12 protein-coding genes are annotated in these 12,442 nt (G+C 58.0%); 8 read left to right on the top strand and 4 right to left on the bottom strand.

Features of this window, described 5'->3' with window-relative positions; all coding sequences use genetic code 11:
- Nucleotide 1: 1 nt before the first annotated feature.
- From QA645_RS41210 to QA645_RS41185, 6 genes are all read left to right on the top strand, one after another.
- On the top strand, nucleotides 2–1,546 hold the full coding sequence (locus QA645_RS41210) for an E2 ligase fold family C protein (RefSeq protein ID WP_283046752.1): 1,545 nt from the start codon (nucleotides 2–4) through the stop codon (nucleotides 1,544–1,546).
- A 58-nt stretch (nucleotides 1,547–1,604) separates the two neighbouring features.
- A complete protein-coding gene (locus tag QA645_RS41205) occupies nucleotides 1,605–1,850 on the top strand; it encodes a hypothetical protein (RefSeq protein ID WP_283046750.1) in 246 nt (81 codons plus the stop codon).
- Between the two features lie 19 nt (nucleotides 1,851–1,869).
- Entirely contained in the window at nucleotides 1,870–3,174 is a 1,305-nt protein-coding gene (locus tag QA645_RS41200) for a DUF2235 domain-containing protein (RefSeq protein ID WP_283046748.1), read from the top strand.
- Between the two features lie 76 nt (nucleotides 3,175–3,250).
- Nucleotides 3,251–3,613: a Fic family protein gene (locus QA645_RS41195; RefSeq protein ID WP_283046746.1), complete on the top strand. Its 363-nt coding sequence runs from the start codon at nucleotides 3,251–3,253 to the stop codon at nucleotides 3,611–3,613.
- A gap of 219 nt (nucleotides 3,614–3,832) precedes the next feature.
- Nucleotides 3,833–4,267 carry a hypothetical protein gene (locus QA645_RS41190; protein WP_283046745.1) on the top strand — a complete coding sequence of 145 codons (435 nt, stop codon included), beginning with the start codon at nucleotides 3,833–3,835 and terminating at the stop codon, nucleotides 4,265–4,267.
- Nucleotides 4,268–5,280: 1,013 nt separating this feature from the next.
- Nucleotides 5,281–5,907 (top strand): hypothetical protein, encoded by a 627-nt coding sequence (locus QA645_RS41185; protein ID WP_283046744.1) that lies wholly within the window; start codon nucleotides 5,281–5,283, stop codon nucleotides 5,905–5,907.
- Between the two features lie 150 nt (nucleotides 5,908–6,057).
- Here the strand turns inward: QA645_RS41185 and QA645_RS41180 are convergent, their stop codons facing one another.
- Both QA645_RS41180 and QA645_RS41175 read right to left on the bottom strand, forming a co-directional pair.
- Nucleotides 6,058–6,663 (bottom strand): hypothetical protein, encoded by a 606-nt coding sequence (locus QA645_RS41180; protein ID WP_283046742.1) that lies wholly within the window; start codon nucleotides 6,661–6,663, stop codon nucleotides 6,058–6,060.
- Nucleotides 6,664–6,770: 107 nt separating this feature from the next.
- Nucleotides 6,771–7,109 carry a DUF2252 family protein gene (locus tag QA645_RS41175; protein WP_283046740.1) on the bottom strand — a complete coding sequence of 113 codons (339 nt, stop codon included), beginning with the start codon at nucleotides 7,107–7,109 and terminating at the stop codon, nucleotides 6,771–6,773.
- A gap of 466 nt (nucleotides 7,110–7,575) precedes the next feature.
- Between QA645_RS41175 and QA645_RS41170 the strand changes: the two genes are divergently transcribed.
- Both QA645_RS41170 and QA645_RS41165 read left to right on the top strand, forming a co-directional pair.
- Entirely contained in the window at nucleotides 7,576–10,116 is a 2,541-nt protein-coding gene (locus QA645_RS41170; RefSeq protein ID WP_283046739.1) for an MBL fold metallo-hydrolase, read from the top strand.
- Nucleotides 10,117–10,159: 43 nt separating this feature from the next.
- Nucleotides 10,160–10,468, top strand: a complete 309-nt coding sequence (locus QA645_RS41165; RefSeq protein ID WP_283046737.1) for a hypothetical protein — start codon at nucleotides 10,160–10,162, stop codon at nucleotides 10,466–10,468.
- A gap of 61 nt (nucleotides 10,469–10,529) precedes the next feature.
- Here the strand turns inward: QA645_RS41165 and QA645_RS41160 are convergent, their stop codons facing one another.
- Together QA645_RS41160 and QA645_RS41155 are read right to left on the bottom strand one after the other, a co-directional pair.
- Nucleotides 10,530–10,721, bottom strand: a complete 192-nt coding sequence (locus tag QA645_RS41160; RefSeq protein WP_283046735.1) for an HAD family acid phosphatase — start codon at nucleotides 10,719–10,721, stop codon at nucleotides 10,530–10,532.
- Between the two features lie 570 nt (nucleotides 10,722–11,291).
- Nucleotides 11,292–12,182 (bottom strand): S1/P1 nuclease, encoded by an 891-nt coding sequence (locus QA645_RS41155; RefSeq protein ID WP_283046733.1) that lies wholly within the window; start codon nucleotides 12,180–12,182, stop codon nucleotides 11,292–11,294.
- Between the last annotated feature and the right edge of the window lie 260 nt (nucleotides 12,183–12,442).

The following is a 12,442-nucleotide window of genomic DNA, read 5'->3' as shown; positions in this document are numbered from 1 at the left end:
GATGGGCCTCGCTCCTTTCTTCGACCGCGCACGCCAGAGCGTCGCGCAAGTGCTGCGCGACGTCCATCCCGACGCCTTCGAACAGCGGTTGGCCGAGACGGTGGTGACGCTCGCCTTCGATTCGCAGGCCGCTTCGACCGCAGAGGGCCTGGCATCGCTCGATATGGCGGCGAGGCTTATTGCGCGTCTCTATCCTCGCGTTCGCGTGCTGATGCTCGACGGCGACGACGTGCTTGCGGACGAACTGATCGCGTTGATGCGACACATCAATCCGAATCTGCAGATCGTGACGGAAATCGGCACCGATCTTCACGTGGCGGTGGTTGCCGGAAAAACGAACCTCGAGACCGACGCTACTGTCTACATGGGGTCCGATCGGTGGATCGCCCGCGTCTCGACCGTCGCCCCGGTCGGCTCGGGCGGAAGCCCGAACCCTTTCGGCGCCGGCGCGGCGGCATGTATCGCCATGGCGAACGTCTTCCGGGCGGTCTTCGAATCGTGGATTGTCAAGCCAGAACTCGATGTCGACGTGACGTTTTCCCTTCTCAACTTCGAGCTGGGAACTACCGGCGCCAATGACGACCTCCGAGCCGGCCTCGATCTCGGGCTGGTCCAACTCGCCGGAGTCGGGGCGATCGGCAACGCCTTCATTTGGGCCATGTCGCGGCTGCGCGGCGTGAAGGGTGAGATCCACCTCATCGACCACGAAGCGGTCGATCTGACCAACCTGCAGCGTTACCTGCTCACTACGATGACGGACATCGACGCTTCCAAGGTCGCGCTGGCGGCTTCGGCGTTGAAGGACAGCGGCATTGAAGCGCGAGCCTTCCCTATGTCCTGGGCCGGATACGTGGAACAGGCGGGTCACCATCGCTTCGACCGCGTCGCCGTGGCGCTCGACAGCGTGCGCGACCGCATTCAGGTCCAAGGCTCGTTGCCGCGACGCGTGTACAACGCATGGACGCAGGCTGGCGACCTCGGCATTTCGCGACACGGCTTCGACGGCAACGAGGCTTGTCTGGCGTGCCTGTATCTGCCGACGGGCAAGCGGCGGAACGAGGACGAGATCGTGGCCGAAGAACTTGGGTTTCGGACGCAAGAGCAGATCCTGCGTGTGCGCACCATGCTCTATCTGGGCTCGCCCGTCGGAGAACCGTTCGTGCGCGAGATCGCCGCCAACGTCGGCGCCGACGTGGAGGCACTTCTGCCCTTTGCCAACCTCCCGCTTCGCGCGTTCCGTCAGAAAGCGATCTGCGGCAACGCCATTCTACGCGCTGCCGACGGTGCGGGTCCCGAACTCGAAGTGCCCATGGCGTTTCAGTCGGCACTGGCGGGCGTGATGCTCGCGGCCGAGATCGTCGCGTCGACGCCGGACGTTCGGGCAGCACAACCTGCGACGCGTTCGGTGGTCGATCTGACGCGCGCGTTACCCGGACGCATCACTTTTCCAATGTTGAAGCGAGCGCAGGGACCGGTTCGGTGCATCTGCCAGGACCCGGACTACATCGGCGTCTATCGAGCAAAGTATGGTGCGGAAGCGGTCTGACGTCGGGTGGCGGACGACGAATTGAGTGCATGGAATAGGGGCGCGTGACCGGTCGGTCATGGCGATCAGTGGCATCCGGAGAAAAACGTGGCGGCTCAACTCAAAACCCATTCAGCGGAAGCCGACCTGCTCAAGGGCGTTCAGCGGATCCTATCGCTCCCTGACGATCAACTCGGTGCTCTATGCCTTCACCAAAGACCGACGCCCCGCGACGGCCATCCCGTTCAACCTGATCTCTACGCTCCAGTTCAGCGGCACGGTCCCGATGATCGACATTCAGGCCTACGCCCTCTGGCTGTCATGAACCATCCGGAACGAATGACATGAAGAAAATTCTCCGGTTCGTTGAACGGACCGCGCACACTATCGGCTTCCTTCTCGCCGTCGTCGCAATCGTCTGGATCGGCGTGCTGGTCGGCCGTCCCGCAGAAAAAAGCGGGAGCCAGCCGACATTCGCCGGCGCGGACCGGAAGCAGAAGCGCCTGGCCGTTTATCTAGACGGCACCTGGAACAGCGTCGACAGCAATACGAACGTCTGGCGAATGCGAGCGCTGACCGCGGCGAAAAGCAAGGATGACAAGCCCCAGCTCGTTTACTACTCAGTCGGCGTTAACGGCGTTCTCGGCGGAATGTTCGGCCAAGGATTGGACGACAACATTCGCCTGGCCTACGAGTGGCTGATCGAGAATTACAATGACGGCGATGAAATTTTCATCTTCGGCTTTAGCCGTGGCGCATACACCGCGAGAGCACTAGCTGGATTGATCGCGATCGACGGCGTTTTGAAGGCCGGTTCTCCGATCGGTGTGGCGGAACTATTTGAGCGCTACAGGAAGGGTGACGAGGAGAGCATCTGGAGGCTGAAGGAAATACAGGCGTCACCCGACGCGGGTAAGTTGTCGCAGCAGGAAAGATGGCTGCTCAAATATTCCCAGCCGGCGGATGTGAAGATGATCGGAGTATGGGATACCGTCGGCTCGGTTGGTCTCGCTGCTGGAAATTTCGCTGGAATCAGCCGATCGCAGTTCGATTATCTCCAAACTGGACTGCGCATCCATATCCTCAACGGGTTTCACGCCCTTGCGATTGATGAACATCGCAACGACTTCGCGCCAACTCTTTGGACAGTCCGCCATCCAAAAGATCCAAAGGCGGTGATTGCGCAGCCGCGCCCGATGTCTAGCGTCGAGCAGCGCTGGTTCGTGGGCGCCCACGCCAATGTCGGCGGCGGTTACGAAACCGATCTCTTGAATCAGGCGCCGCTGCGTTGGTTAATGAAGAAGGCCGAGGCGCTTGGGTTGGCATTCCGTTCGGAAGTCGAACTCGACGGTGACTCCGTTACCGCGCCGATTGCCGATTCCTACACGAAATTCGGCTACGGGATCTATCACCATATCAGTTCGCCACTCTATCGTGCGATTGGTGCGGATCCTGAAGTGCGTGATGATGGGACCCATCCCACCGTCAATGAAACGATCGACGCTAGCGTTTTCAATCGGTGGCGTGCTGATCTCACTTATCGACCGAAAAATCTGATCGATTGGGCAGAGCGGAACAGTGTTGACCCCGCGCAGTTGCAGACGTCTGTTCGAGCAGACAAACCTCAGGAGGCAGTACCCGATCAATAGTCGCTAAGGAGAGGCCGCCGGAATTGTTGTCAGTAGGATCTCGCTGCGGATCGGAAGTGATGATTGCGCCGCGCACGTGGCGCTCAGGACGGCCAAGTCACATGCCTATTCAGGAGACTACCAAAAGCTTTTTGCCTTAGCCCATGTATTTTGTTGGTTCGGCGAGATTCATCCTTTCCTAGATGGGAACGGCCACGTTCAGCGTGCGATCTTCGCGACGATGGCGGTCGAATTCGGCTTTCCGATTTCGGCGCGTTTTTCGATCCACCCGCGGCCATTTGGCCGACTGCTCGCTCTTCCGTTGGAGCTCTTCACGCGCGCTTCAAACGGCGAGGCAGCAGAATATGTGGCGCCGGTCGTAGAATGTCTCGGCTTCTTTCTCGGCGGACCATTCGATGCCCCGCGGCGGAATCTACCCGGCGGGTCGATATACGACTAACGAACAGATATTTCGATTGGCCGGCTTTGCCGAAACACTTGCGCAGGCCTTTGATCGAACAAATGCCAATCGCGAGTTCCGGATCGAGAGAGATGCGATCGGATTTTTGAGGTGGTTGAAATTGGGTGGCTCATCGGCCTAAACGGGTGATCCGTTTTGGTGTGTTCGAGACTGAATCGAACACGCCAGCCCAAGAACAAATGGACGCCGTTTCGCAGTATGAAGCAGGAGGTAAGGCGCGGCGACCGCGCAAATAAGCCCAAGCGCGAGAGGCGCAAAGAGCTGTCTCTAGGGCCACTGCCTGTCGCCAAGATCAACGCGGCGCTTGAAATGGAGCTCGCGGCGGGAGACGTGGTCTTCAGCGTCGGTGCTCAGGTTCACGCCGAGCGCCGCCATTCGAAGGAGTTCCTCCTATGCCTGCCGTATCTGTCGGGGATCGTCACCGATCCCCTCTATATCGGGGATGACCACAAAAACCCGGGCATCGAGCTGATCAGTCGCGTCGTTGCCGCAGACAGTATGGTTTTGGTTGCGATCAATCTCGACCGTGATGAGCAGGGCCGATACCACGTCTTGAGCTTCTACCCCGTGAAGGCGGAGAAGATCGAAAGCCGGCGCCAGAAGGGGTTCTTGAAGGTCGCCCCAAACGCTTAGGGCCCCGCCTACGGCAGGGCCCTAAGTCGTAGAATAAGTTCGGGAAATAGTTTGCCAGATGCCAACCTGGATCTCTTCGCCTTCCGGCTACTTTGCCTCACTAGATGAGCGAGGCGCGTGAGGAGGCCGTTCTCACCTCAAATCACTTCCCACGGAGATAACCCTACAGGCTACCCCCGGTTCTTCCAAGCAGATTCTTTTGATTACGGGGCGTTAGGCTTTCCTCCTAAATGGGCGGTTTCAATTGGTTTTCAAGGTGTTAAATCGGCCGAAACTGCTCAAAAACCTATAAGTCTCAATAAGGAACCGGGCGATATCCGGCCGGATCGGCCCTTCTCGTTTTGGAACCGCACGAACGACGACCTCCTTGGGAACCGGGCAATTAAACCCCGTGCGTAGCACCAACCTCCACTCGGGAGCCAACTGCAAAACGCGGCGACGACCGACCAGTCGGTAAGGCGGTGTGCACGCCAACTTGCTCGATGCAAGCAGCGATTGTCATCGCCGTCGCAAGATGAAATGTCGCTAATGTGCCGAAAGCCGCCCGGAGCACACCTGCGACATAGTGCGCAACTCTCGGCTGCTCCACCTGTTGCGCCGCACGGTCTTGTGCACCTTGCACTCTCGCTGGCGTCGCCATGGCGGCGTCCCTACGTGAGTGAGGCAATGCAGGCCGTCACATCGTTCAGCGGGAGCGTTTGTTCAACCACGGTTCAGCTCCAGGTTGATTAGATGGTCCGAAGCAGGAGGGAGCGTCCAATGATCAGCATCTTTTCGAAGACGTTCATCGCGGCGTCTGTGTTCGCGCTCGTCGCCGGAGCCGCAGAGGCGAGGAATTTCTTCGACCAGGCCGGCAGGGATTTGAGCAATGGCGTCAAGACGGTCACCCAAACAGTCGCGCCTAGTCCGAGCCAGCCCAAGAGGGCTCCGCCAATGAGTCCGTGTCCCGTTTCGCTGGGCACTTGCGCGACGTCGTCGAGGTAGTCTCCGCTCTGCTTCAACAGGAGGGGAACTTGAGTGAATTCCTGACGGGCGTGGTCAAGGCTGTGCCGGCCTTCCGGACCAGGCTCCAGTACGGCATTGGCGTGCTGGCGATCCTCGCCTTCGTGTTCGTGCAGACCAGCCCCACTAGCCCGGTTCTCCCCCAAATCTTCATCTTCGCTGTCGTGCCTCTGCTGCTCGCCATGCAACTGCTTTCGCGCCTGACGCCCGGCATGCAGTTCGTCATCGTGCTGGTGGTCACTTTGATGAGCCTTGCGTTCCTGGGCACGGGCGTGATTCTGACGCTGAAGGACCGAACGCCGCAGCTGCATTCTAGGTACGACAGCTCGGTCTATCCGCCGGAGAACAGTCTGAACGCTCGCTATCTCGTTCAGCAGGAAGCGGACATCAAGAAAGCGACGACCTACAGTGATTATCGCGCGCTTGTGCTGAAGGTCGCGGCGAATCACAAGTCTGCCGAGTTGTCTCGCGACCTGGAAGGTATCGCTAACTTCTACGAAGACTACGACGAGTGCCGCAGCAAGTGGCAGTGCTCGACGTCGCCGCAATTGGATTCGCACCTCGTGGACTTTTGGTACACCTATCGTCCGATTATCGAGGAGCGCCGGCTGAGCTTCTGGTCGCCCAGCTTCGCCTAGCATGTACAGACCTATGCTGAATCTATCCGCAAGCCACTCTATTTGTCCGCTGTGCGCCTCAACCCCGCGACGAACACGACCGAGCTGATCTCCACCAAGCCGCAGTTTGCGATCGTTAAGGCTGTCCTTTGACGATTATCTATTGCCGCGTCAGATAGCTTTCCATTCTTCGTAATCCGCCTGAACTAATCCTGCGAGCTCTTTTGCAGCTTCGTTGAGCCAGGTGCCGTCGCGCAAGATTTTGCATTCCAAGATAGCGCTCGAAAGCCCAGAACTTTGAGAGTGGATTGAACCGATTTCCAACGCCATCGCGCTCAAGAGCTTAGCGTCGAGCTTGCGGTCGAACGCCGAACTCCGCTCCACTTTCCGCGCGTCAGGCGAAATGCGACGAACTAGAAAGTGACTGCCTACTCGCAGGAATGGGTCCGGTGAACGCGAGGGTCCAAGGATGATCGCGCTAAGTTGGGTTGGGTCAACCGATCCGCCTTCTGACCAACTCCAGCCGGAGGGAATAAGAGCCTTTGCTTCGCGGACGACAAATCCTCCCTGCCAGCGCGCGATTGCGACAAACCTTGGTCGCCCGAGACTGCCGCCGCCCTTACGTCTCCGCGCAAACCGCTCCAATTGGGCGCCTGGAGGAAGGCTCGAAAGAAGTTCGGTTCGGGCGGTCTGAGGCGGGTCGGCATCAGGCATATGCGGCAACGCATCCCAGAATTCATTCCTTTCTTCATCGGACACGGCGACGTATTGCCGCATCCAGCGCTCCTTATCGTCCAGAAGCGTTGGCCGCGGTTCGCTCAGACCTTCCTTGTATCCACCGATTATCGCCTCCGCGGCATCTCGATTGCTCAACCCGAATTCAGCTAAGCGTACGCTGACAGCGAGGCGTAGCAGGTCCGACGCAAACGGGATGTGGTCGGCGTCGTCATAATCGTTCGCTCCCAGACCAGGCGTTGCTCGGCATCGCGCCACGTTCCGAAGTTCTCGACATGCGAGTCGCCCACTGCGAAGGGCGCCGGCAGATCAAACAGCTCCGGCGTAGACAAACTCAGCATGTGTCGCCACCTGAAAAATGTCGCGCGAAAGAAAAGAAACGGGCTCTCTTTCATTCGCTCGTGCTTGCGTTCCAGGTCCTTTTCCACCACTTCGCATTGGGTACGCATCCAAGTCTCGTACGAAGCATTTACGTCGACGAAGGACATGACGTCCCCTCTGGTCTTATGGATGCATTAATTTCGGCAGCTACCGCTGCTGCCCAGGCGTCCGACAGGAGAGCATAGTCTGTGCCGAAACTGTTTTGGCGGCACGGCCGCGCAAGCAATTGCACCACAACAAGGGCTTGCTGCGTCGCCAGACTGTCAAGACCACGCCCTTGCTCAGGCTCGAGCATCTTGCTCCGCTGAGACCATCCACAATTTCTCTTGAAATAGGTGGTTGTTATACTACGATACAACTAACCAGAAAATTTTAAATCAAGCTCGCCAGCGACGACCCGCGGACATTCTCTGATTAAGGATTGTCGACTGCCTCTTGAGGACAGGCAGTCGCAAAACTGTCTTTCGACTCATCGTACAAATGCCAAGCGAAGTGCGGTCCGACGCCCGAGCATACTGCTAACCGTTCGGCAGCCAGCGCTATTTGAAAAGAATATTGATGAGGGGCCAACCGATGAAATTGTACCTTCTCGACATGGGATCGAAGATCTACGGCGATTGCATATTGGCCGTGCAGGGTGATCGAAGCATTCTGATCGATGGAGCCCATCCGGGGGACTGGAAATCCAGCGGCGAAACGCCGTCCATTCCAGATCAGATCGCTGAAATCTTGGGTAAGCCGCCGTTTAAAATCAATCTGCTAGTCGTCACTCATTGTCACTCGGATCACATCGGGTGTCTGCCCAAAATGGTGCAGGACGGCACCATCGAATTCGAAACAGCCCTGGTGGCCGACGAGTCGCTCGGCTTTCCGACGGATGGTGAAGACGCCGCCGCCGATGCGGAGACAGCCAAAGTCGTAGCGGCCATCGTCGAGGAGCCACAGCCCGATTTGAGCGGTTCGGCGCTTGATGAATTCCTGACCGACGCCGCGACCCTTTCTTCAAACTACTCGGCGATGTTGGCGAAATTGAAAGCCGATAAGACCAAAATTGTCCGCTATACGGGCCCTTCGAGGGCGGTGACGCTGATCGAGAAGGATTTCTCCGATTTTGACCTCAAAATTCTGGGGCCTAGTGCAGATCATCTGCAGATATGCAGCGACAACCTGAAGCGGCTTAAGAACAAGGCAAGGCGCGCGGCTGACAATATTCGCAAGGCTGACGCGCAGCTTGATGCGGCCGACCTTTACAAGGCTCTCGTCTTCGGATCGAGCGGGATACCCAGCGATGCTGCGACGGACGATCTCCGTCAATACCTCGACATGGTTGGTCCGGGTGCCGCGCTGAACGATCAGAGCATAGTCTTAAGCCTGGGCGCGGACGGTCAGAAGATCTTGCTTACTGGTGATATGCAACTCGCAGTGCCCGAAGTGCCAAACCTGAACGACGAGATGGCGACCGTGCTCGAAGCTATCACAAAGAACGGACCATACCAGTTCGTGAAGCTTCCCCATCATGCATCTTACAACGGCTTCGACGAGACGGTTCTTAAGGCTTTCGAGGGTGTTCAAGCCTTTGGTATCTCGACAGGACGCGGAGATCCCAAACATCCGGATTCCGGCGTGCTCGAACTCCTCGATAGCATCCGGGATAAGTATCACTGGGCCCGCACAGACCGAAACGGCACGATCACAGTGTCGTTCCCGCGCTCGAAGTTGCAGGTCAAGATCGCCGAAGGCGATATGGACGATGCAAGTCCGAATTCAAAGGACGTTCTTCCAGAACAGGAGCAGGAGGAAGAGGAAGTTCCTCAGACCACTCAGGGGCAGGGCACTCCGCCGTCTTCGACCAAGCCAATTCTGTCGGAGTCTAATCAACCTCCCGTTCGCCGAGGCGAGGCGGTCGTGCGGCGTATCGCCGGCGAGGAAGTGGAAATCATCGCGAGAATCCCCCATACCAAGACAAAAGTAACGATCACTGTGGAGATCAATCCCGATGACGATGGCGATCAAGCCGTCGTGAAACCAGGCCGGGGCGATTCAAAAAAAAACTTTCGTAGCGATCTGACCGATCTACTGTTTGTCACCAACTCCAAAAAGCTCGCCGACAACATCGGCGAGACGGAGGCATCGAGCACGCTGGCCTTCCTTCGCTCGAAGCAGGTTGTCGTTGACCTGGCGCGGGAGACGGACGGTTTTGCCGCTATCCGTCGCGAGGCACGCAATTCCTCCCCGAAGGGTGTCGTCCTCCTGGGTGGGTACGACGTGGTTCATTCGGAAAGATACGATACGTTGCCGCCCAGCCTGCGCGCCAGCATAGGTGCAAGTGCCAGAAACGACCCCGACAATTTCATCGTTTGGAGCGACCAAAGCTACGGCGATTTGGACGGTGACCAACTTGCGGACGTACCGGTCTCTCGTATCCCGGACGGTCACACCGCCAGCGTTGTGGTCGCGGCGCTTCAAACCGCGTCGGCCCCGCCGGCTGGGCGGTTCGGTTTGCGGAATTTCGTCCGTCCGTTCGCTGAGCCTATCTATGCGAGCTTGGCGGGCGCCGGAGCGATGTTTACTTCGGAGCAAGTGCACTCAAGTGCCGTCCCTGGCGACCTGACTTTGGAGCATATCTATCTGATGCTGCATGGGTCCGACACCGATACATCTCGATTTTGGGGCGAGACGGCGGGGGACATGCTCGAGGCCATGACGGTCAATAACGTCCCAAAGCAGTGTGGAGCCATCATTTTTGCGGGTTGCTGCTGGGGGGCCCTGACCGTTCGGACGCGCGCAGCGGCCTACCGGGCCGGCGACCCCATTCAGGTCGTTACGCCGGCTCAGTCGATCGCCCTATCCTTCCTTGAAGCGGGGGCCTCGGCCTTCGTGGGGTGCACCGGAGCCCACTATTCCCCCGTGGACGGGGATCTGAACTTCTTCGGGGCGCCGATGCATTCAGCTTTCTGGAAGTACATCCGATCTGGAAGCAAGCCCGCCGAGGCCCTCTTTCGGGCAAAAATCGACTATATTAAGGGTATGCCGCACGGCCGGACGAAGATCGAAGAAGTTGCAATCGAAAACAAGATTCTGAGACAATTTACCTGTCTTGGATTAGGCTGGTGAGACATTATATGATGCACCCTAGCTCTCTTGAGAGGTGGCGGTCATGGCTGGAAAAATGAACTTCAGCGGTCCCTTCGGAAATTGGGAAGAATTGGACTCTTCCGATCGTGGAATCGATTCCGCGGTTCCGCTGTCGAAGCCGCAGCGAGTGGCGCCGGAGGACGATGTGCTGAAGCGCAAATTCGCGACAGATTCCAGTAAGACTTACAGAGCTGATCCCGGCCAATCCCAGATCTCTGAGTCAGAACATTCAATTCTGATCCGGGCGAAGAAGAAGGGTACGAAAGATACCGACGTCAACGCCAAGACGTTTGTGATCTCCGGAAACAAGATCGTCGGCACACAAGGTTGATTGCTGCGCCGCAACGTTTTGATGGCCGCCCCCTGCGAGGGCGGCCATATTTTTTTGCGGGTCAGGGAATGAAGTAGAACGGGTTTGGCAGCTTGAAAGCCATTTCAGCGTGTCCGTTCACCAAGTCGCTCCACTGGTCACCGACGTTGGCAATGATGCTGAAACCCTTGTTCTCGATGTCGCTTCTCGCCACCGTCTTGAATTCTGATGCGCTACCGGTTGAGGCCGTGTCACGAACATAGAGATGGGTCACGCATTAGGCCTGAATATCCTGCCTGCTCTAAATTCCTGAGCGTCCAGGCACTTGCCATCTCGTAGTTGTGTTCGGCCTCCCGTCGACCCGTCACAAAGAACACCTCGATGGGAGTGCACGGTGCTGGCTGTCCAGTGCATCTCGCGAACTCATAGAGCCGCAATGTTGGCCCGATGGCTTTTGCCAGTCCACCTTGTTGCCAATCAAGGTCTCCGCAGGGGTCGCCAACCTTTTCGAAATCGCAACGCCCATTCGGAATGTAGGCGTAGTCGTCCCGGAAGATCCGCGGCCAATTTGAAAGCGACGTCTCGTCGATATCAAGTACGATAGCTGGACGCGTGACTTGACCAGCGCGCGAGGCGACCCATTTAAGCGCGTCGTCGATCACCTTCGCGATCTCGCCATCGTACTTGTCGCAGCGATATCGAAGGAGGCGCTTCTTTACGAAATCAATGTTTTCGGAATCGCCGAGAGCCTCCGCCGGAAGGGCAGGTAGTCCATCACATCCGAGTCGAGGACTGACTGGCGAGGCTAGAGCGGAATTGATGAGGTTTCCAAGCCGGACTCCCGCTAGTGATATTCGTTGTTTCGCGAGTTCAGATGCCCTCTGTTTGTAGGGAGCGTCCAAGCTGTAGCTTCCGGTCCCGGGCCCAATGGGCGCCTGGTAGACAACGGCCTTGGCGAGTTCAAAGCTCTCCACGATCCAGACGTTTTCATCCCTGACGGCTGCCTGTCTCGGGTCGGCTGGAGGCAACAACCGGGCGGCCGCCGCGGCGTCGTCTGCGCTATCGCCAACGCCTGCCGCGTCGTGCCAAAACCAGTGATGGCCTCGCAGCCCCCGCAGTCGATGGTCACGCTATTGCCGCCCGCATCTCCATGCGGTTTGCCGGTCGTGAAGCGTGATGTCGCATGGAGGGGCTGGTGTACGTCACCGACGAGGTGGATCAGCCAGGAAAGATCGTAAGATTTTACGTCGTTGGTTGTGAGCTCCGATGAGAGCGCTTTACGAAAGAGCGCGATCTGCGTTCCGGCATTCGGGGACGGTGGATCCTCAAGCGTTGTACCGTCTGGAGAGAACGGTAGGTCAACGAAATGCCAGTATTTGTGCATAAACAGATCGGAGTAGCCGATGTTTTGCGCGGCTTCCGGGCCGGGAGGCGGACGGTTGCCCCCTTCACTCCCATCCGAAATATAGCCGCGTGCGCCGCGGATGAAGTCCGGCCACGTTGAGGCGCGCAAGAAGGCAACCTGATCTTGCTTATGCGCCGGCACGTTCGTTGCCCAAGCGACGTATTGCGGGTTGAGCCTCAGCAGTTCGGAGACGCGCGCACGCACAGATGGCGTCAGCCTGTCCCATGCGATCTGGGCCACCTCCATGTGGCCGAAAGCGTCCCAGGCAAATGCGGCGGTGCTCTGCAAAAGGAGAAGCAAGATGGTGGAGAGCAGTATCCTGCCTTTCATCGGTCGCCCCTTACTATCTTGAAGATGATCAAACGAATTTAGTGAGCCAGAATGAACTGCGTGCGACGCGGAAATCGTCCTGGCCAGGGCAAGCCTCAGCGCGCGCCTTGTTCGGTGTCCCGGTAGTCGAATCCGAAATCAAAGTCCAAATGTAGGCGGCCTGGGACGATATCACTTGAGGTTGCAATTGCGCAACGTGTAACACGAAGCCGATTTGCGGTTAAATGAGCCGGCTACCGAGTCCGCTAGGGTGCATCTTT

Source organism: Bradyrhizobium sp. CIAT3101 (genome assembly GCF_029714945.1).
Taxonomy (GTDB): domain Bacteria; phylum Pseudomonadota; class Alphaproteobacteria; order Rhizobiales; family Xanthobacteraceae; genus Bradyrhizobium.
The sequence above is the reverse complement of the archived record's forward strand: the minus strand, read 5'-3'. Positions and strand labels throughout refer to the sequence as shown.

Bases quoted from the DNA above. Each gene is read 5' to 3' on its own strand.
- QA645_RS41205 (WP_283046750.1), top strand. From the start codon at position 1,605: ATGGCGATCAGTGGCATCCGGAGAAAAACGTGGCGGCTCAACTCAAAA.
- QA645_RS41155 (WP_283046733.1), bottom strand. From the start codon at position 12,182: ATGAAAGGCAGGATACTGCTCTCCACCATCTTGCTTCTCCTTTTGCAG.
- QA645_RS41210 (WP_283046752.1), top strand. From the start codon at position 2: ATGGGCCTCGCTCCTTTCTTCGACCGCGCACGCCAGAGCGTCGCGCAA.
- QA645_RS41200 (WP_283046748.1), top strand. From the start codon at position 1,870: ATGAAGAAAATTCTCCGGTTCGTTGAACGGACCGCGCACACTATCGGC.
- QA645_RS41175 (WP_283046740.1), bottom strand. From the start codon at position 7,109: ATGTCCTTCGTCGACGTAAATGCTTCGTACGAGACTTGGATGCGTACC.
- QA645_RS41190 (WP_283046745.1), top strand. From the start codon at position 3,833: ATGAAGCAGGAGGTAAGGCGCGGCGACCGCGCAAATAAGCCCAAGCGC.
- QA645_RS41165 (WP_283046737.1), top strand. From the start codon at position 10,160: ATGGCTGGAAAAATGAACTTCAGCGGTCCCTTCGGAAATTGGGAAGAA.
- QA645_RS41170 (WP_283046739.1), top strand. From the start codon at position 7,576: ATGAAATTGTACCTTCTCGACATGGGATCGAAGATCTACGGCGATTGC.
- QA645_RS41180 (WP_283046742.1), bottom strand. From the start codon at position 6,663: ATGCGGCAATACGTCGCCGTGTCCGATGAAGAAAGGAATGAATTCTGG.